Annotated in this window: 17 protein-coding genes; 7 read left to right on the top strand and 10 right to left on the bottom strand. The window is 72.8% G+C overall.

The features are described 5' to 3' along the window. Positions 1-9: 9 nt before the first annotated feature. Both OH807_RS23940 and OH807_RS23935 read left to right on the top strand, forming a co-directional pair. The gene (locus tag OH807_RS23940) at positions 10-1,041 is read left to right on the top strand and encodes an ATP-binding cassette domain-containing protein (RefSeq protein WP_406202334.1); all 1,032 of its coding nucleotides are present in this window, start codon (positions 10-12) and stop codon (positions 1,039-1,041) included. Then, entirely contained in the window at positions 1,038-1,829 is a 792-nt protein-coding gene (locus OH807_RS23935) for an ABC transporter permease (RefSeq protein WP_406202332.1), read from the top strand. Before OH807_RS23940 ends, OH807_RS23935 begins: the two co-directional genes overlap by 4 nt. Positions 1,830-1,968: 139 nt before the next feature. On the opposite strand, the gene OH807_RS23930 is transcribed toward OH807_RS23935, so the two are convergent. Next, entirely contained in the window at positions 1,969-2,748 is a 780-nt protein-coding gene (locus tag OH807_RS23930; protein WP_406202330.1) for a TetR/AcrR family transcriptional regulator, read from the bottom strand. A 42-nt stretch (positions 2,749-2,790) separates the two neighbouring features. Here OH807_RS23930 and OH807_RS23925 point away from each other — a divergent pair, with 42 nt between their 5' ends. After that, positions 2,791-2,991, top strand: a complete 201-nt coding sequence (locus OH807_RS23925) for a DUF6011 domain-containing protein (RefSeq protein WP_406202328.1) — start codon at positions 2,791-2,793, stop codon at positions 2,989-2,991. 56 nt (positions 2,992-3,047) lie between these two features. Here OH807_RS23925 and OH807_RS23920 read toward each other — a convergent pair whose 3' ends face one another. Further along, positions 3,048-3,965 carry a DUF6891 domain-containing protein gene (locus tag OH807_RS23920; protein ID WP_406202326.1) on the bottom strand — a complete coding sequence of 306 codons (918 nt, stop codon included), beginning with the start codon at positions 3,963-3,965 and terminating at the stop codon, positions 3,048-3,050. 203 nt (positions 3,966-4,168) lie between these two features. Here OH807_RS23920 and OH807_RS23915 point away from each other — a divergent pair, with 203 nt between their 5' ends. Beyond that, the gene (locus tag OH807_RS23915) at positions 4,169-4,738 is read left to right on the top strand and encodes a hypothetical protein (RefSeq protein WP_406202324.1); all 570 of its coding nucleotides are present in this window, start codon (positions 4,169-4,171) and stop codon (positions 4,736-4,738) included. A 307-nt stretch (positions 4,739-5,045) separates the two neighbouring features. On the opposite strand, the gene OH807_RS23910 is transcribed toward OH807_RS23915, so the two are convergent. After that, a complete protein-coding gene (locus tag OH807_RS23910) occupies positions 5,046-5,864 on the bottom strand; it encodes a hypothetical protein (protein ID WP_406202322.1) in 819 nt (272 codons plus the stop codon). A 337-nt stretch (positions 5,865-6,201) separates the two neighbouring features. Between OH807_RS23910 and OH807_RS23905 the strand changes: the two genes are divergently transcribed. Next, positions 6,202-6,924, top strand: coding sequence for a hypothetical protein (locus OH807_RS23905; protein ID WP_406202320.1), 723 nt, complete (start codon positions 6,202-6,204; stop codon positions 6,922-6,924). Positions 6,925-7,045: 121 nt separating this feature from the next. Beyond that, complete coding sequence (locus tag OH807_RS23900; RefSeq protein WP_406202318.1) at positions 7,046-7,240, top strand: hypothetical protein; 195 nt, start codon at positions 7,046-7,048, stop codon at positions 7,238-7,240. A 31-nt stretch (positions 7,241-7,271) separates the two neighbouring features. Here OH807_RS23900 and OH807_RS23895 read toward each other — a convergent pair whose 3' ends face one another. Beyond that, positions 7,272-7,649, bottom strand: a complete 378-nt coding sequence (locus OH807_RS23895; RefSeq protein ID WP_406211150.1) for a carboxymuconolactone decarboxylase family protein — start codon at positions 7,647-7,649, stop codon at positions 7,272-7,274. 339 nt (positions 7,650-7,988) lie between these two features. On the opposite strand from OH807_RS23895, the gene OH807_RS23890 reads away from it, so the two are divergent. After that, positions 7,989-8,369, top strand: coding sequence for a VOC family protein (locus OH807_RS23890; protein WP_406202316.1), 381 nt, complete (start codon positions 7,989-7,991; stop codon positions 8,367-8,369). 108 nt (positions 8,370-8,477) lie between these two features. Here the strand turns inward: OH807_RS23890 and OH807_RS23885 are convergent, their stop codons facing one another. The 6 genes from OH807_RS23885 to OH807_RS23860 all read right to left on the bottom strand — a co-directional run bounded on the left by OH807_RS23885 (position 8,478) and on the right by OH807_RS23860 (position 17,426). Continuing rightward, positions 8,478-9,530, bottom strand: a complete 1,053-nt coding sequence (locus OH807_RS23885; RefSeq protein WP_406202314.1) for a thiamine pyrophosphate-dependent enzyme — start codon at positions 9,528-9,530, stop codon at positions 8,478-8,480. Beyond that, complete coding sequence (locus OH807_RS23880; protein WP_406202312.1) at positions 9,527-11,518, bottom strand: 2-oxoacid:acceptor oxidoreductase subunit alpha; 1,992 nt, start codon at positions 11,516-11,518, stop codon at positions 9,527-9,529. The genes OH807_RS23885 and OH807_RS23880 overlap by 4 nt, the downstream gene beginning before the upstream one ends. Positions 11,519-11,899: 381 nt before the next feature. Beyond that, positions 11,900-12,562, bottom strand: coding sequence for a LuxR C-terminal-related transcriptional regulator (locus OH807_RS23875; RefSeq protein WP_406202310.1), 663 nt, complete (start codon positions 12,560-12,562; stop codon positions 11,900-11,902). Between the two features lie 233 nt (positions 12,563-12,795). Next, positions 12,796-13,806, bottom strand: a complete 1,011-nt coding sequence (locus OH807_RS23870) for a polyprenyl synthetase family protein (RefSeq protein WP_406202308.1) — start codon at positions 13,804-13,806, stop codon at positions 12,796-12,798. Between the two features lie 339 nt (positions 13,807-14,145). Beyond that, entirely contained in the window at positions 14,146-15,783 is a 1,638-nt protein-coding gene (gene nuoN / locus OH807_RS23865; RefSeq protein ID WP_406202306.1) for an NADH-quinone oxidoreductase subunit NuoN, read from the bottom strand. Beyond that, positions 15,780-17,426 carry an NADH-quinone oxidoreductase subunit M gene (locus OH807_RS23860; protein WP_406202304.1) on the bottom strand — a complete coding sequence of 549 codons (1,647 nt, stop codon included), beginning with the start codon at positions 17,424-17,426 and terminating at the stop codon, positions 15,780-15,782. Before OH807_RS23860 ends, nuoN begins: the two co-directional genes overlap by 4 nt. Between the last annotated feature and the right edge of the window lie 16 nt (positions 17,427-17,442).

Here is a 17,442-nt window from a genome sequence, read left to right as displayed (position 1 = left end):
GCACCCACCATGACGAACCTCGCCATCTCGGCAACCGCACTGCGCAAGTCCTACGGCGACAAGCTCGTGCTCGACGGCATCGACCTGACCGTCCCGGCCGGAACGATCTTCGCCCTGCTCGGCCCGAACGGCGCCGGCAAGACCACCGCCGTCAAGATCCTCTCCACCCTCGTCTCCGCCGGCCCCGGCAGCGGCACCGTCCGCATCGGCGGCCACGACCTGGCCACCGCCCCCCAGGCGGTCCGCGCCGCGATCGGCGTCACCGGGCAGTTCTCCGCCGTCGACGGCCTGATCACCGGCGAGGAGAACATGCTCCTCATGGCGGACCTGCACCACCTCTCGCGCAGCGAGGGGCGGCGCACCGCCGCCCGGCTGCTGGAGCGCTTCGACCTCACCGAGGCGGCGAAGAAGCCCGCCTCCACCTACTCCGGCGGCATGAAGCGCCGCCTGGACATCGCCATGACGCTGGTCGGCGACCCGCGGATCATCTTCCTCGACGAGCCGACCACCGGCCTCGACCCGCGATCCCGGCACACCATGTGGCAGATCATCCGCGAGCTGGTCGCCGACGGCGTCACCGTCTTCCTCACCACGCAGTACCTGGACGAGGCGGACGAGCTCGCCGACCGCATCGCCGTCCTCAACGACGGCAGGATCGCCGCCGAGGGCACCGCCCAGGAGCTGAAGCGGCTCGTCCCCGGCGGGCACGTGCGGCTGCGCTTCACCGACCCGGCCGTGTACCGGGCCGCCGCCACCGCCCTGCCCGGGGCCGCCGGGGACGACGAGGCCCTGACGCTCCAGGTGCCCAGCAACGGCAGCCAGCGCGACCTGCGCTCCGTCCTCGACCGGCTGGACTCGGCCGGCGTCGAGGCGGACGAGCTGACCGTGCACACCCCCGACCTCGACGACGTGTTCTTCGCCCTGACCGGCAACGCCGGGCTGCCCGGTCAGCCCGGCCCGGCCGACCGCACCGGTCCGGTCAGCACCGCCCCCTCCGCCCCGTCCGCCCCGTCCCACCAGTCCGAGGAGACCGTCCGATGAGCTCCCTCTCCCTCGCCGCCCGCGACTCGGCCACGATGCTGCGCCGCAACCTGCTGCACGCCCGGCGCTACCCGTCGCTCACGCTCAACCTGCTGCTCACGCCGATCATGCTGCTGCTGCTCTTCGTCTACATCTTCGGAGACGCGATGAGCGCGGGCATCGCCGGCGGCAGCCCGGACCGCTCCGCGTACATCGCCTACGTCGTCCCCGGCCTGCTGCTGATGACCGTCGGCAGCACCGTGATCGGCACCGCGGTGTCCGTCGCCAACGACATGAACGAGGGCATCATCGCCCGCTTCCGCACGATGGCGATCCACCGCCCGTCGGTGCTCGTCGGCCACGTCGTCGGCAGCGTGCTGCAGTCGGTGGCGAGCGTCGTCCTGGTCGGCGCCGTCGGCGTGGCCATCGGCTTCCGGTCCACGGACGCCACCGTCCTGGAGTGGCTGGCGGCGTTCGGGCTGCTCGTGCTCTTCGCCACCGCACTCACCTGGATCGCCGTCGGCATGGGCCTGGTCAGCCCGAACGCCGAGGCGGCGAGCAACAACGCGATGCCGCTGATCCTGCTGCCGCTGCTCTCCAGCGCCTTCACCCCGATCCACTCGATGCCCGGCTGGTTCCAGCCGATCGCCGAGTACCAGCCGTTCACGCCGGCCATCGAGACCCTGCGCGGCCTGCTGCTCGGCAGCGGGATCGGCCACAACGGGTGGCTCGCGGTCGGCTGGAGCGTCGGTCTCGCGGTGCTCGGGTACTTCTGGGCGACCTCGAAGTTCAACGCCGACCAGCAGTAACCGCCGTGACTGCGCGGGCAGCTCCCGCACCTCGTTCCGCCCCAGGGCGGCGCACTCCGACACCGGGTCGGCAGGCGCCGCCCCGTCGGCGTTCCCGGCCGCCGGCCGAGTAGGTACTACGGCCCGAAGCCGGGCCTGCCTACTGCTCCGCCCGGCGCTCCGCGATCAGCGCCGCCAGCCCGTCCAGCACCCGGGCGAGGCCGAAGGCGTAGGCGTGCTCCGGGCTGAACGCACCGCCGTACGCCTCACCGGCGGCGGCGCCCACCCGAGCGGCGACCGGGTGCGCCCCGGGGTCGAACACCCGGGCCAGCAGGTCGGCGTTGGCCGCCCACCACTGGGCGTCGCTCATCGCGCTGTCCTGTTCGGCGGCGCGCTCGTCGGCGGCCATCCGGGCGCAGGTCTGCACGAACCCGAGCAGGTGGGTGAGGGCCGCGTCGAGGTCGACGTCCGGCAGGCCGGACGGTTCCAGGGCCCGCAGCTCGTACTCGTACTTGGCCATCAGCCCCGGCCCGAGCGGCGGGCGGCTGGTGGAGACGCCCGCCACCCAGGAGTGCGCCCGGTAGAGCGCGCGGTTGTCGTCGGCCACCGCCGTCGCCCGGGCGCGCCAGCCCTCGTCGGCGGGGGCGGTGCGCGGCATGGTGGCGTAGACGGTGTCGAGCATGAGGTCCAGCAGTTCGGCCTTGCCGGGCACGTAGGTGTAGAGCGCCATCGGGGAGACGCCCAGCTCCTGGGCGACCCGCCGCATCGTCACGGCGTCGACGCCCTCCGCGTCGGCCAGCGCGATCGCCGCGGCGGCGATCTCGGCCGGCGACTTCGCCTGGCGGGGCCCGCGCCGGCCGGGCTTCTCCTCGGCGGAGATCCCCCAGAGCAGGGCGAGGGTGCGCGCCGGATCTCCTGCGCTGCTGCGGTCGGTGGCCATGGGGCCGATCCTTTCACGCCTGCTCCCGGCTACCGTGGGGCCATGACCGACGCCGACCCGCTCCCCGGCACCGACGCCCGGGAGGTCCTCCGCCCCCGGGTCACCTGCCGCCGCTGCCACCGGCCGCTGCACGATCCCGAGTCCCGCATGCTGCGGCTCGGCCCGGAGTGCCGGGACCCGGCCGAGCGCGTGGCGCGCCACGAGGTCGAGCAGGAGACCCTGCCGGGCCTCGACGGCGCCTGAGCCCACCGTGGCCCTCGCGGCGGCACGCACGGCGGAGGCGGACGGGCGCCGCGCTCTCAGCCGACCAGGCGTCGGCGCCAGTCCAACGGGGTGACGGTGACGGCCCGGCCCGGGTCGCCGTCCCACTCGGTCCGGAGCCCGGCCTCGGCGAGGGCGGCCACCACCTCGTGGCCGACGGCCGTGGTGGTCAGGGGCGAGCCGTCGAAGCCGCCGTAGAGCAGCATCAGCCCGCCGCCGGCCGCGGCGGAGTCCGTGCACTGGGTGTGGAAGTAGACGAAGCCGCGGGCGTCGGGGCCGCCTTCGGCGCCGATCTCGGACTCGCCGCAGGTGCGGCAGCAGGTGAAGTGCTCGCGGGCGGTGATGCCGGCGTCCTGCAGCACCGCGAACGCGCGGGTGAGCCGCTCCGGGTCGGTCTCGCCACGCCACTGCGCCTGCTCCGCGACGCGCTCCAGCCAGAGCCGGTCGGCCAGCACCCTCGCCTGGTCGCGCGAGACGGGCCGGCGGTCCGGGGTGACGAGGTACTCCTCGGCGACCTCGGCCAGCTCGGCGCGCGAGGCATAGCCGCCGAGCAGGACTTCGCGCAGGCGCCGCTCCAACTCCGCGCGGTCGCCGTCGGCGAGGTCCGGCGGCGGCACCTCGGTGACGGGCCCCATGTCCATCAGCGACCAGCGCGGGCCGTCGGCCCAGCCGGCGTCCTGCCGGGCCCAGCCGGTCAGCGCCGCGATCACGGCCTCGGCGCTGTCGAGCGTGGCCTCGAAGTGCCGGTCGGCGGCGCCGTCGCGGTGCTCCAGGGTGTACGTCCCGTCGGGGTCGCGCCAGGTCTGGGCGAAGACATCGGGCAGGTCGGGGACTCGGGTGAGCACCAGGAACCGGTCACCGCCGCCTTCGAGCCGCCGCACCAGCGTGGCCAGCTGCTCCTCGGGCACGCGAACGTGCCGCGCCCCGTTCTCCGTCCGCACCACGATCCCGAGCATGCGCCGACTCTGGCAGACCCCACTGACATCCGGGCCCCGGTCACCGCGCACCGGCACCGGGCGGCGGGGTGATTTGGTCATGCAGCTGCCGACCCTCGGCCCCGCTGCAAGCACTGGAGCCTTGCGCCGCGCGCCTCTTGGAGTCGGCAGGGCATGCGCCCCCTGCCGCTCCGGAGAGCGGGCCGCGGCGTAGTGTGCACGGGGTGAACGAACTGATCTTCCGCGCCAAGGACCGGTACCGTCCGTCCTGGTCGCACCTCGTGGCGATACTCGTGGTCTTCGGCGCCCAGGGTGCCCTGGCCGCCGTCAAGCTCGGCCCCACGGGCGGCGCCTGGCTGATCGGCGGGACGATCGCCCTCATGGCGCCCCTCGGCGTCATCGCGTTCCGGAGCTGGTCCTCGGTCGGGCCCGCCGGGATCACCATCTGCTGGGGCCTCGGGCGCGGCCGCACCTACCCGTGGCACGAGGTCCGGTGGATCGACGTGCGCGAGGTCGAGAGCCAGGCCGGCGACTCGCGCGCGGCCCGGATGTTCCTCACCACCGGGCGGCGTCGCGCGCTCCCGGGCCTCCAGCACAGCGACATGTACCCCGACCCCGACTTCGACGTCGACTTCCGACGCGTCGTCAACTGGTGGGAGCTGAGCACGGACGCGTCCCTGCGGGTCCCGCCGGAGAAGGGGCTCCGGGACCGGATCACGCCGACGGTGTTCGCCGTCCTCGCCACGATCCTCATCGCGGTCGTCGCTGGGGTCGTCGTCGTGCTGATGCACTAGGGCTCCGGTGCGGCGTCGTGATCCGTGTCGCACCGCGCGACGTCGGTCGACCCCTGTGACGCGGGGCGACGAGGCCGGCAGGCTTGCACCTCACGCGACGTCAGGGCGCATCGTCGATGCATGGGCATCGATCAGACCGCGCCCTCGGGCTTCACGGCCGTCCGCTCGGCGGTCGGCTGCGCGGCGACCGGTGGCCGGCACAGCCGGACGAGGGCGGCCACGCCGCCGAACAGGGCTGCCAGGGCGCAGAGTTGCGTCCCGTGGTTATCGCGACGGTGAACGCCTCGTTGGCGGCCACCGCCTTCCCCTACCCGGGCGCTCCGCCGACCGCATTGCACGTGGCGCCGGGGCAACCGGTGGCGTAGGTCTGGGTCAGGCCGATCGCCAGCAGGTACCGGTGGCCTGCGTAGGCCTTGGCCTTGATCGCCTCGATGTCCGCGCGCCGCCAGTCGAGGTACACGACCCGCTCGGACTCCTCGTCCAGGTAGGGCTTCGCGTCCGGACCACTCAGAGACGGCCGGTTGTCCCAACTGCCGCTCACCGGCGGAACACCCGTGCGGTCCGCGACTCCCACCGTCAGCGCGGTCGATTTCCGGCCGTCGCCGGGCACGTGGTCCACGCTGACCGTGTTCGGCCGGGCCAGCGCCTCCGCCGTCTGCTCGGCCGTCGCGTCCGCCCCCGGGCTGTGCATGCGCTGCAGCCGCTGCACCAGGCTCCTGCCGTCGCTCCGGGCCTTCCAGCCGAGCCCCGCCAACGCCCCGTCCAGGTCGGCGAGCCGCGGTTCGATCTCACCGTCGAACGCCGCGTACAGCACCGTCGTCCGCACGCACAGCACCGGCGACCACGCGGGCTTGCCCCCGAAGCTCCCGCTCCGGGCCTCGGCGTGGCAGCGGTCGGCGACCGAGTCGCCCAGGACCTCCGCCCAGGGCGCCGCCGCCCTCAGCCGCGCCGTCTGCTCGGCCCCGAACGCCACCGCCCGGTCGCGGGCCTCCCGGGTCTCCGCGGACCGCGCGAGCGCCTGCGCGTCCGGCCCGTGGGGGACGGTGGTCAGGTCGTGCCACTGCCAGGCGGCCACTCCGACGAAGATCACCGCCCCCGCCACGACCATGCCCAGTAACGTCAGCAAGACCCGCCTTATCCCGGCCCGGGCCGTCCCGCCCCCCGTACTCATGGCCACCACCGTAGCCAGGTGCGCGCGCGGAGCGTCCGGTCGGGACGGCACTGGGACGCCCCCGCAACGGGCCCGAAACCCGCCCCGCCGCTCCCTCGGGACCGCACCGCAGATCCGCGCGTGCGGCCCGGTGAAAACGGCGCGACAGTACCGAGTCGTCAACAACCCCGACGCGGTCACGTCACATCCGGGTCAAGACCGCCCCAAGGCCATGGCGCTCGACCCCTCGGCCGCGCTATCAACGTGGGAGCAGGGCCGCCGCCTGACGGCCCGGAACACGGGGGAACCTCCTATGAGCACCATCCACGCCGGCACCCGCATGTGGACGCTCGTCAGTCTCGCCGCGGTCGGCGCCCTGACTCTCACCGCCTGCAACGACAACGACTCGGCCGACTCGGCGGTCACCACTCCGCCGGCGGCCGCCGCCCCGACGACCCCGGCGCCCGCCGCGAGCACGCCGGCCGCCGCACCCACCACCCCGTCCGCGGCGAACCCGTCCGCCCCCGCCGCCGGTGCGGCCACCACCCCGGCCGCACCCGCCCCCGCGGCCGGCGGCGGCACGGACGCCACCCCGGGGCAGAGCTTCAAGATCGGCCAGCCCGCCCAGGTGCAGTTCACCTCGGGCAGCACCAAGGGCGTCATCGCCCTGTCGGTCACCACGATCGAGGCCGGCGACCCGAGCGACCTGGACTCGCTGAAGCTCGGCGACAAGGTCAAGGGCTTCGTCCCGTACTACGTGCGGTACTCGATCACCAACACCGGCACCACCGACCTGTCCTTCACCAGCGTGGACCACATCAAGGGCCTCCTGCCGGACGGCAGCGAGGCCCAGGAGCTGATGATCATCGGCGGCTTCCCCAAGTGCCCGAGCTCCTCGCTGCCGAAGGGCTTCACCAACGGCCAGACCGCCCAGGGCTGCGCCGTCGCGCTCGCCCCGACCGCCACCAAGGTGACGGGCGGCGAGTACTGGGGCGCTCCCTACACCCTGGGCAAGAGCGCCATCACCTGGAAGTAGCGGAGCGGGGTGCGGGCGCCGGCCCTCGCGGCCAGGCGCCCGCACCCACCTCGCCGGTCCGCTCGGGCAGCGTGCCGGGCCCCCGGGCACCCTCCCCCCAGGATCGGGGTACCTTCCCCTCATGAACGAGCTCCGCCACCCCTCGCCCCGCCAGGACGCCGGGGCCGTCCGCTCCCTCCGGGCCCGGTACGCCCGCAGCTACCGGCTGCGCGTCGCCGTCCTCTTCGCGGGAGTCGCCCGCGACGGGCTGCTCGTGGCCTTCAAGGCCGTGGCGAAATCCTCCCGCCAACGCAATTCGGGCGACGCCGACTCCTGACGCGCGACGACGCGCCTCGCGCCCGCGCCGCTCAGCCCTGCGCCGCCGCGCCCACGGGCAGCAGGCCGCGCTCGCCGAAGACCTTCTTCGCGACGAACGTCGCGTTGAGCGCGCGGGGCATGCCGCAGTAGACGGCCGAGTGCAGCAGTGCCTCCACGATCTCCTCGGGCGTGAGCCCGACGTTGAGCGCCGCATTGATGTGCACGTCCAGCTGCGGCTCGCAGCCGCCGAGCGCGGTGAGCATGCCGAGCGTGACCAGCTGCCGGTCGCGCGGGGCCAGGCCCGGCCGGTCGTAGACGTCACCGAAGGCCCAGGCAACGACCTGGTGGCCCAGCTCCGGCGAGATGTCCGCCAGCGCGTCGATCACCCGCCGCCCGCCCTCCCCGTCGATCCGGGTGAGCACCTCCATGCCGTGGTCGAACCGCTCCTGCCGGGTGGCGGCGGGGGCGGTGGCCCGAGCAGAAGCGGCAGGGGCGGCGGCGGGGGCGGGGGCGGCGGCGTTCTTCATGAGGGGTCCGTTTCCGCCGCCGGTGGGGCAGCTGTTCGTTGCGGGTGGTCCTGCACTCCGGCCCCGGGACGCTCTCCCTCGGCCACAACGACGACAGTAGAAGTTGGAGTCCGCTCCAACACAAGCGCTCCAACACAAGCGCTGCCGCGGCAGCGCTCTGCGCATTCCCCTGGCGCTTTTCTCCGTACTGTGTATAGTGTACTGCGTACGGGGTAATTGCCGACGAGAGGGCCACCACTCATGCAGGTCACCGCTGCCGCCGTTTCGCTCACCGTCGACGACGAGACCGCGTCCTCGGCCTTCCTCCGGAAGCACTTCGGGTTCGCCGAGAAGATGGCCGCCGACGGCTTCGTCTCGCTCGGCCGGGACGACTCCGGAATGAACGTGATCTTCCTGCGGCGCGGCCTCGACGTGCTGCCGGAGGGCTTCCGGGACCAGCACGCGGCCGGGCTGATCCTCGCCTTCAACGTCACCGGCCTGGAGGGCGAGGAGGCGCGACTCCGCGGCGAGGGCGTGGAGATCACCATGCCCCTGCTGGAGGAGCCGTGGGGCGAGAAGCTCTTCCAGGTCACCGACCCGAACGGGGTCGTCATCCAGCTGGTCGAGTGGGTCCAGCAGTAGTCCGGCCCCTCACGGCGACCGTCGCGGGGCGGGCCCGGCGGGCCCGGCCGGCGGCGGCGCCCCGAACGGGAACGACCCGTCGGGGCACCACCGCGGGGCGGGCGGTGGTCAGTCCACCGTCCAGGCGTCGCTCCCGGCCAGCAGACCGGCCAGCTCGCCCGCGCCGTGCTGGGCCGTGGCGGCGTCCAGCTGGGCGGCCATCAGCTCGTCGTAGACCGGCCGGCGGACGCTGCGCAGCACACCGATCGGCGTGTGGTGCAGGGTGTCGGTGTCGGCGATCCGGGAGAGCGCGAAGGCGCCCGCCGGCGAGGCCGCACGGGCGTCGTGGACGACCAGCGCCGACTCGTTCTCCGCCGTCACCGCCGCCACGAACAGCTCGCCGTCCGCGCCGCGGAAGACGCCCTTGGTGCCGTCGGCGCCGAACCGGATCGGCTGCCCCTGCTCCAGCCGGATCAGCGCTTCGTCCCGGGTGCCCGGCTCCTTCAGGACCTCGAAGGCGCCGTCGTTGAAGATGTTGCAGTTCTGGTAGATCTCCACCAGCGCCGTGCCCTCGTGCTCCGCCGCCGCCCGCAGCACGGACTGGAGGTGCTGGCGGTCGGAGTCGACGGTGCGGGCAACGAAGGTGGCCTCCGCGCCGATCGCCAGCGAGAGCGGGTTGAACGGGGCGTCCAGCGAGCCCATCGGCGTGGACTTGGTGATCTTTCCGACCTCGCTGGTCGGCGAGTACTGGCCCTTGGTGAGGCCGTAGATCCGATTGTTGAACAGCAGGATCTTCAGATTGACGTTCCGCCGCAGCGCGTGGATCAGGTGGTTGCCGCCGATCGACAGCGCGTCGCCGTCACCGGTGACCACCCAGACGCTGAGGTCCTGCCGGGAGGACGCCAGCCCGGTGGCGATGGCCGGCGCGCGGCCGTGGATCGAGTGCACGCCGTAGGTGTTCATGTAGTACGGGAACCGCGAGGAACACCCGATCCCGGAGACGAAGACCGTGTTCTCCCGGGTGATCCCCAGTTCGGGCATGAAGGACTGCACCGCGGCCAGGATCGCGTAGTCGCCGCAGCCGGGGCACCAGCGCACCTCCTGGTCCGTCTTGAAGTCCTTGGCGCTCTGCGGCGCCTCGCTCTTCGGGACCAGCTTCAACGACGGGAAGCGCTCGCTCATCGGTTGGCCTCCTCGCCCGCCGGCTCGTCCAGACTGCCGATCGCCGCCGACAGCACGTCGGCCAGCTGCGCCGCCTTGAACGGCAGTCCGCGGACCTGGTTGTAGGACTGCGCGTCCACCAGGTACTTGGCACGCAGCAGCAGCGCCAGCTGCCCGAGGTTCATCTCGGGGACGATGATCTTGTCGTAACTCTTCAGCACCGCACCGAGATTGGCCGGGAACGGGTTGAGGTTGCGCAGGTGCGCCTGGGCGACGTGCCCGCCGTCCGCGCGGATTCGGCGGACGGCAGCGGTGATCGGCCCGTACGTCGACCCCCAGCCGAGCACGAGGAGGCGTGCCTCGCCCGACGGGTCGTCCACCTCCACGGCGGGCACCGTGATGCCGTCCACCTTGGCCTGCCGGGTGCGGACCATGAAGTCGTGGTTGGCCGGGTCGTAGGAGATGTTCCCCGTGCCGTCCTGCTTCTCGATGCCGCCGATCCGGTGCTCCAGGCCGGGCGTGCCGGGCACCGCCCACGGCCGGGCCAGCGTCTGCGGATCCCGCAGGTAGGGCCAGAAGGCGCCGTCCTCGCGGTTCGGCCCGGTCGCGAAGTCCGGTGAGATCTCCGGAAGTTCGTCGACCTCCGGGATCCGCCAGGGCTCCGAGCCGTTGGCCAGGTAGCCGTCCGAGAGCAGGAACACCGGCGTCCGGTAGGCCACCGCGATGCGGGCCGCCTCCAGCGCCGCGTCGAAGCATTCCGCCGGGGTCGCCGGGGCCACGATCGGCACCGGCGCCTCGCCGTTGCGGCCGAACATCGCCTGCAGCAGGTCCGCCTGCTCGGTCTTGGTCGGCAGCCCCGTGGACGGGCCGCCGCGCTGGATGTCCACCACCAGCAAAGGCAGTTCGAGCGAGACGGCCAGGCCGATGGTCTCGCTCTTGAGCGCCACGCCCGGGCCGGACGTGGTCGTCACCCCGAGCGCGCCGCCGAAGGCCGCACCCAGCGCCGCGCCGATGCCGGCGATCTCGTCCTCGGCCTGGAAGGTCCGCACGCCGAAGTTCTTGTGCTTGCTGAGCTCGTGCAGGATGTCCGAGGCCGGGGTGATCGGGTAGGAGCCCAGGTAGAGCGGCAGCCCGGAGCGCTCGGCGGCGGCGATCAGACCGTAGGAGAGCGCCAGGTTGCCGGAGATGTTGCGGTAGCGGCCGGGCGGCAGCTTGGCCGGTGGCACCTCGTAGGAGACGGCGAAGGTCTCGGTGGTCTCGCCGAAGTTCCAACCCGCCCGGAAGGCGCTGATGTTGGCCTCGGCGATCTGCGGCTTCTTGGCGAACTTGCTGCGCAGGAAGGTCTCGGTGCCGTGCGTGGGCCGGTGGTACATCCAGGAGAGCAGGCCCAGGGCGAACATGTTCTTCGCCCGCTCGGCGTCCTTGCGGGCCAGGCCGCTGTCCTTCAGCGCCTCCAGGGTGAGCGTGGTCAGCGGCACCCTGTGCAGGTGGAAGGCCTCCAGCGAGCCGTCGGCCAGCGGATCCGCCGGGTAGCCGACCTTGGCCAGCGCCCGCTTGGTGAACTCGTCGGTGTTGACGATGATCTCCGCGCCGCGCGGGAGGTCCGCGAGATTGGCCTTGAGGGCGGCCGGATTCATCGCCACCAGGACGTTCGGCGCGTCGCCCGGCGTCAGGATGTCGTGGTCCGCGAAGTGCAGCTGGAAGGACGAGACACCCGGCAGCGTCCCGGCGGGCGCCCGGATCTCGGCCGGGAAGTTGGGCAGGGTGGAGAGGTCGTTGCCGAAGGACGCCGTCTCCGAGGTGAACCGGTCTCCGGTGAGCTGCATCCCGTCGCCGGAGTCCCCGGCGAAGCGGATGATCACCCGGTCAAGTCTGCGGATCGGCTTGGCCCGTCTGGGCTGCGGACTGCCCGGCACGGCGGGACCGGAGCGGTCCTCACCGGGCCCGGAGCGGCCCTCGTCGCCGTCCGGGCCGTCCACTGCTGCTGACTGATCGACCTGACTGGTCACTGCCGCGGACCTCCTCGTGGGCACCAGCCGCGGGCGTGAGCCGTGTGCCCCGTCCGCCTGGTGCACCTCTCGCATCCTATGCGGGTGGGGATCTCCTGGGACGGAACTGCCCGATGCGGCGGGAAATCACCGCCACATCGACTACAACGCCCCGGAGCCCCCGTCCCATACCGGACGGGGAAAGGGCGGTTCGGGCACCTACCGATCGGGCCGGCCGGCCCCGACACGCCGCGCGCGGGGGGCGGCCGGGGTGCCGGGCGAGGTCCGGACGGCACCCGGACGAGGGACCGGCGGCGGCGCTGTGCGAACGCCCGGACGACGTCCGAACGGCGGGTCGACGGGCTGCTCGGCGGCGGTTCTCCCGGGGCCGTGCGGTGCGGGCTAGGAGTTCAGGTAGGTGAGCACCGCCAGCACCCGGCGGTGGTCCTCGGAGCTCTGCGCCAGGCCCAGCTTGAGGAAGATGTTGCTGACGTGCTTCTCCACCGCGCCGTCCGAGACCACCAGCTGTTTGGCGACCGCCGCGTTGGTCCGGCCCTCCGCCATCAGCCCGAGCACCTCGCGCTCGCGCGGCGTCAGCCCTGCCAGCACGTCGCCCTTGCGGCTGCGGCTGAGCAGCTGCTGCACCACCTCCGGGTCCAGCGCGGTGCCGCCCCCGGCGACCCGGACCACCGCGTCGACGAACTCGCGCACCTCGGCGACCCGGTCCTTCAGCAGGTAGCCCACCCCGCGGGTGGAACCGGCCAGCAGCTCGGAGGCGTACTGCTGCTCCACGTACTGCGAGAGCACCAGGACCCCCAGCTGCGGGTAGAGGCCGCGGAGCGTGACGCAGGCGCGGACGCCCTCGTCGGTGTGGGTCGGCGGCATCCGGACGTCGGCCACCACCACGTCGGGCAGCGCGCCGGCCTCGGCGAGGTCGTGGACGGCCTTGAGCAGCGCCTCGCCGTCCCCGACACCGGCCACGACCTCCAGGCCGCGGTCGGTGAGCAGCCTGGTCAGGCCCTCCCGCAGCAGTACGGAGTCCTCGGCGATGACGACGCGAAGCATGGCGGCCTTCCGGGTGGGCGGTGCGGCGGGGTTGGGCTGACAGGGTCAGTCTTCCCTACTCGCGCGAACGCCGGGTGACAATCACACCGAGCCCGCAGCCCCCGGGGCGGGCCCCGCCCGGACACCGGGGCACGTACCGGAACAGGCACCGGGACGGGCCCGGTGCCTGTTCGTCAGCCTGTTCGTCGGCCGGCGTCTCGGCCGAGACGTCGGCCGGTGTCTCGGCCGGTGCCTCACATCGTGCGGATGGCCACCGCGTCGCACAGGCCCTGCAGGGCGGCCTTGGCCGCGCCCTCCGGCAGCGGGTCGAGCAGCGCCCGGGCCTCCTCCGCGTGCCGCAGCGTCTCCCGGCGGGCCAGCTCCAGCGCCGGGTGACGACGCAACAGCCGCAGCGCCTCGGCGTGCCGCTCGTCGTCGTCGAGGTCGCCGGCGACCAGCTCACGCAGTCGCAGGTCGGCCGGGTCGGCGGCGTCCACCGGGATCTGTGCGAGCAGCAGGGTCGGCAGGGTCGGCACGCCCTCGCGCAGGTCGGTGCCGGGCGTCTTGCCGGACTCGTGACCGTCGCTGGCGATGTCCAGCACGTCGTCGGCCAGCTGGAAGGCGATCCCGATCCGCTCGCCGTAGGCGGTGAGGATGTCCGTCACCCACGGCTCGGCCCCGGCCAGCAGTGCTCCTATCCGGCAGGAGACGGCGATCAGCGAACCGGTCTTGCCGGCCAGCACCTCAAGGTAGTGGTGCAGCGGGTCGTCCTCCGGCCCGGGGCCGGCGGTCTCCAGGATCTGCCCGGTGACGAGCCGCTCGAACGCGTCGGCCTGCAGCCGGACGGCCTCCGGGCCGAGGTCGGCGAGCACCTGGGAGGCGCGGGAGAAGAGGAAGTCGCCGGTGAGGATGGCGACCGAGTTGTCCCAGCGCGAGTTGGCGCTCGGGGCGCCGCGGCGCACCGGGGCCTCGTCCATGACGTCGTCGTGGTAGAGCGTCGCGAGGTGGGTCAGCTCGACCACCACGGCGGCGGGCACCACGCCGGGGGCGTTGACGTCGCCGAACTGGGCGGCGAGCAGCACCAGCAGCGGGCGGAAGCGCTTGCCGCCGGCCTCCATCAGGTGGCTGGCGGTGACGGTGATGAACGGGACGGGGCTCTTCACCGCCTCGACGAGTGCGGCCTCCACCGCGTCCATCCCGGCCTGGACGTCACGGGTCAGGTCGCGGTCCTGCACGCTGAGCCCAAAGGGTCCCACGACGGTCACGAAGACCACTCCTCTGTCCCTGGTCGATCTAGCGGCCTGGTCCCTGAGTGCCGCCGCTGGCCATACAGGCAGGGTATCCGGTCGCGAGTGGATCACTGCACGGGCGTGCGGGTCCTGTCATGATCGGGCCGGACCCGCAGGTCAAGGCCGATCCGGGAGCTCCTCCGGAGGCGGCACGTCCGGAGCCTGCGCGTCCGGAAACCGTGCCTCCGGACGTGGTGTCCTCGAACGTGGCGCCGCCGCGGGCGGACGCGCCCGCAAGCGGCGCGTCCGGGCCGCGCGGAGAAGGTGCGCGGCCCGGACGGCGGGGCCGGACGCCGGCGGTGGCCGGCCCCGGACTCAGCGGACGAAGAGCGAGGCCTTCGAGGCGAGGTCCAGGAAGTACTGCGGGAGCAGGCCGAGGCCCAGCGTCACCACGACGCCGAAGCCGATCGCGGTGGCCGTGAAGGCGCTCGGGATGGCCACGGTCGGGCCGCCCGGCTTCGGGTCGGAGAAGAACATCAGCACGATGACCCGGATGTAGAAGAACGCGGCCACCGCCGAGCTCAGCACACCCACGATCACCAGCGGGGTCGCCCCGCCGGCCGCCGCGGCCTGGAAGACCGCGAACTTGCCGGTGAAGCCCGAGGTGAGCGGGATGCCCGCGAAGGCCAGCAGGAACAGCGCGAAGACCGCCGCGACCAGCGGCGAGCGCCGGCCCAGCCCGGCCCAGCTGGAGAGGTGGGTGGCCTCCCCCTTGGAGTCGCGCACCAGGGTGACCACGGCGAACGCGCCGAGCGTCACGAAGGAGTACGCCAGCAGGTAGAACAGCACCGAGCCGAGGCCCTGCTTGTTGGTGGCGATCACGCCGGTCAGGATGAACCCGGCGTGCGCGATCGAGGAGTAGGCGAGCAGCCGCTTCACGTCCTGCTGGGTGACGGCCAGCACCGCGCCGACCACCATGGTCAGGATCGCCACGCCCCAGAGCACCGGCCGCCAGTCCAGCCGCAGGCCGGGGAAGGCCACGTAGAACAGCCGCAGCAGGGCGCCGAACGCGGCCACCTTGGTCGCGGCCGCCATGAAGCCCGTCACCGGGGTCGGCGCGCCCTGGTACACGTCCGGGGTCCAGGAGTGGAACGGCACCGCGCCGACCTTGAACAGCAGGCCGACCGAGAGCAGCGCCAGGCCGATCAGCAGCAGCGCGTCGTTCTGCGTGGTGGAGAGCAGCGCCGGCGTGGCCAGGGCCTTGCCGGAGATGACGTCCGCGATGTCGCCCAGCCGGACGCTGCCCGCGTACCCGTAGAGCAGGGCGGTGCCGAACAGGAAGAACGCCGAGGCGAAGGCGCCGAGCAGGAAGTACTTGACCGCCGCCTCCTGGGAGAGCAGCCGGCGGCGCCGGGCCAGCGCGCAGAGCAGGTAGAGCGGGAGGGAGAAGACCTCCAGCGCGACGAACATGGTCAGCAGGTCGTTGGCGGCGGGGAAGAGCAGCATGCCGCCGACCGCGAACATGGTGAGCGGGAAGACCTCACTGGTGGCGAAGCCCGCCCGGACGGCCGCCCGCTCCTGCTCCCCGCCCGGGGTGGCGGAGGCCTGCGGGGCGAACGCGTCCGCCGGCTCGCCGCCGGCCTTGGGCTCCAGCTTGCGCTCCGCGTAGGTGAGCACGGCCACCACGGCGACCAGCAGGATCACGCCCTGCAGGAAGAGCGCGGGGCCGTCGAGGGCCACCGAACCCATCGCCAGCAGGTCCACCTTGGTCGAGCCGTAGCCCTGGGAGGCGAGCACCACCACGGCGGTGAACGCGCCGGCCAGCCCGAGCAGGGCCAGCCAGACCTGCGCCCGGTGCCGGTGCCGGCGGGGCAGGAAGGCCTCCAGCAGGATCCCGGCCACGGCGGTGCCGAACACCACCAGCATCGGGGAGAGCTGGCCGTACTCGACATGCGGCGCCGGGATGCTCGGGGTGTTGCCGCCGGCGGCGGCGAGCCAACCGGTGGTGCTCACTTGTGCTCACCTCCTGAGGTGGCGTCTGCGGAGTCGGCGGCCACCGGGTGGGCCGGCGCCGGATCGGTCTGGTGGACCTGCGACAGGGTCGCGTCCACCGACGGGTTGACGAGGTCGGTGAGCGGCTTCGGGTAGACGCCGAGCAGCACCGTCAGCGCCAGCAGCGGTGCCACCACGACGAGTTCGCGCACCTTGAGGTCGTGCATGCCGCGCACCCCCTCCTTGACCGGACCGGTCATGGTGCGCTGGTAGAGCACCAGCGCGTACAGCGCGGCGAGCACGATGCCGAAGGTGGCGACGATGCCGATCGCCGGGTACCGGGTGAACGTGCCCACCAGCACCAGGAACTCACTGACGAACGGCGCCAGGCCGGGCAGCGAGAGGGTCGCCAGACCGCCGACCAGGAACGTCCCCGCGAGTACCGGGGCGACCTTCTGCACGCCGCCGTAGTCGGCGATCAGCCGGGAGCCGCGGCGGGAGATCAGGAAGCCGGCCACCAGCATCCACGCGGCGGTGGAGATGCCGTGGTTGACCATGTAGAGGGTGGCCCCGCTCTGGCCCTGGCTGGTCATCGCGAAGATGCCCATGATGATGAAGCCGAAGTGCGAGATGGACGCGTACGCGACCAGCCGCTTGATGTCCTTCTGGCCCACCGCCAGCAGCGCGCCGTAGACGATCCCGATCACCGAGAGGACGAGGATCGCCGGGGCGAAGGTCTTCGAGGCGTCCGGGAAGAGGCCCAGGCAGAAGCGGAGCATCGCGAAGGTGCCGACCTTGTCGACCACCGCGGTGATCAGGACGGCCGTCCCGGCGGTGGACTCGCCCATCGCGTTCGGCAGCCAGGTGTGCAGCGGCCAGAGCGGTGCCTTCACCGCGAAGGCGAAGAAGAAGCCGAGGAACAGCGCCTTCTCGGCGGTGCCGCCGATCACCAGCCGGCCGTCCGCGACCGCCGAGGAGAGCGTCGGGAGGTCGAAGGTGCCGAAGCCCTGGTCCTGCGCGATCACGTACAGACCGATCACGGCGGCCAGCATGACCAGGCCGCCGAGCAGGTTGTAGAGCAGGAACTTCACTGCGGCGTAGGAGCGCTGACGCGCCGAGTCGGGGCCGCCCGCCCGGTCCCCGAAGCCGCCGATGAGGAAGTACATCGGGATCAGCATGGCTTCGAAGAAGACGTAGAAGAGGAAGACGTCGGTGGCGTAGAAGGAGACGATCACCATCGCCTCCACCGCCAGGATCAGCGCGAAGAAGGCCTGCGTCCGCCGGCGCCGCTCGAAGGTGGGATCGGCGGCGGCGCCCGGTGCGGCGGGCGCCGGATCGGCGTCGTGCCAGGAGGCCAGCATCACGATCGGGACGAGGACGGCGGTGAGCAGCGCCAGCACGGCGCCGATGCCGTCCACCCCGAGCGAGAAGCTGATGCCGAAGGAGCGGATCCAGCTGTACGACTCGGTCAGCTGGTAACGGGGCCCCTCCGGCTCGAACCGCGTGGCCACCACGGCAGCCAGCGCCAGCGTGACGGCCGAGACGCAGATCGCGACGGCCTTGGTGGTCCGCCGCCGGGCGTCGGTCGTCCCGGCGGGCAGGGCGGCGGTGAGCACCGCGCCGGCTGCCGGGACGGCGCAGGTCACGGAGAGCAGTGCGCTCATGCCCCGCCCCCCTGAC

The organism is Kitasatospora sp. NBC_01560, assembly GCF_045208415.1.
In the GTDB taxonomy this organism is placed as follows: Bacteria; Actinomycetota; Actinomycetes; order Streptomycetales; family Streptomycetaceae; genus Kitasatospora.
Note: the sequence above shows the minus strand (reverse complement) of the source record. Positions and strands in the feature narration are given on the sequence as shown.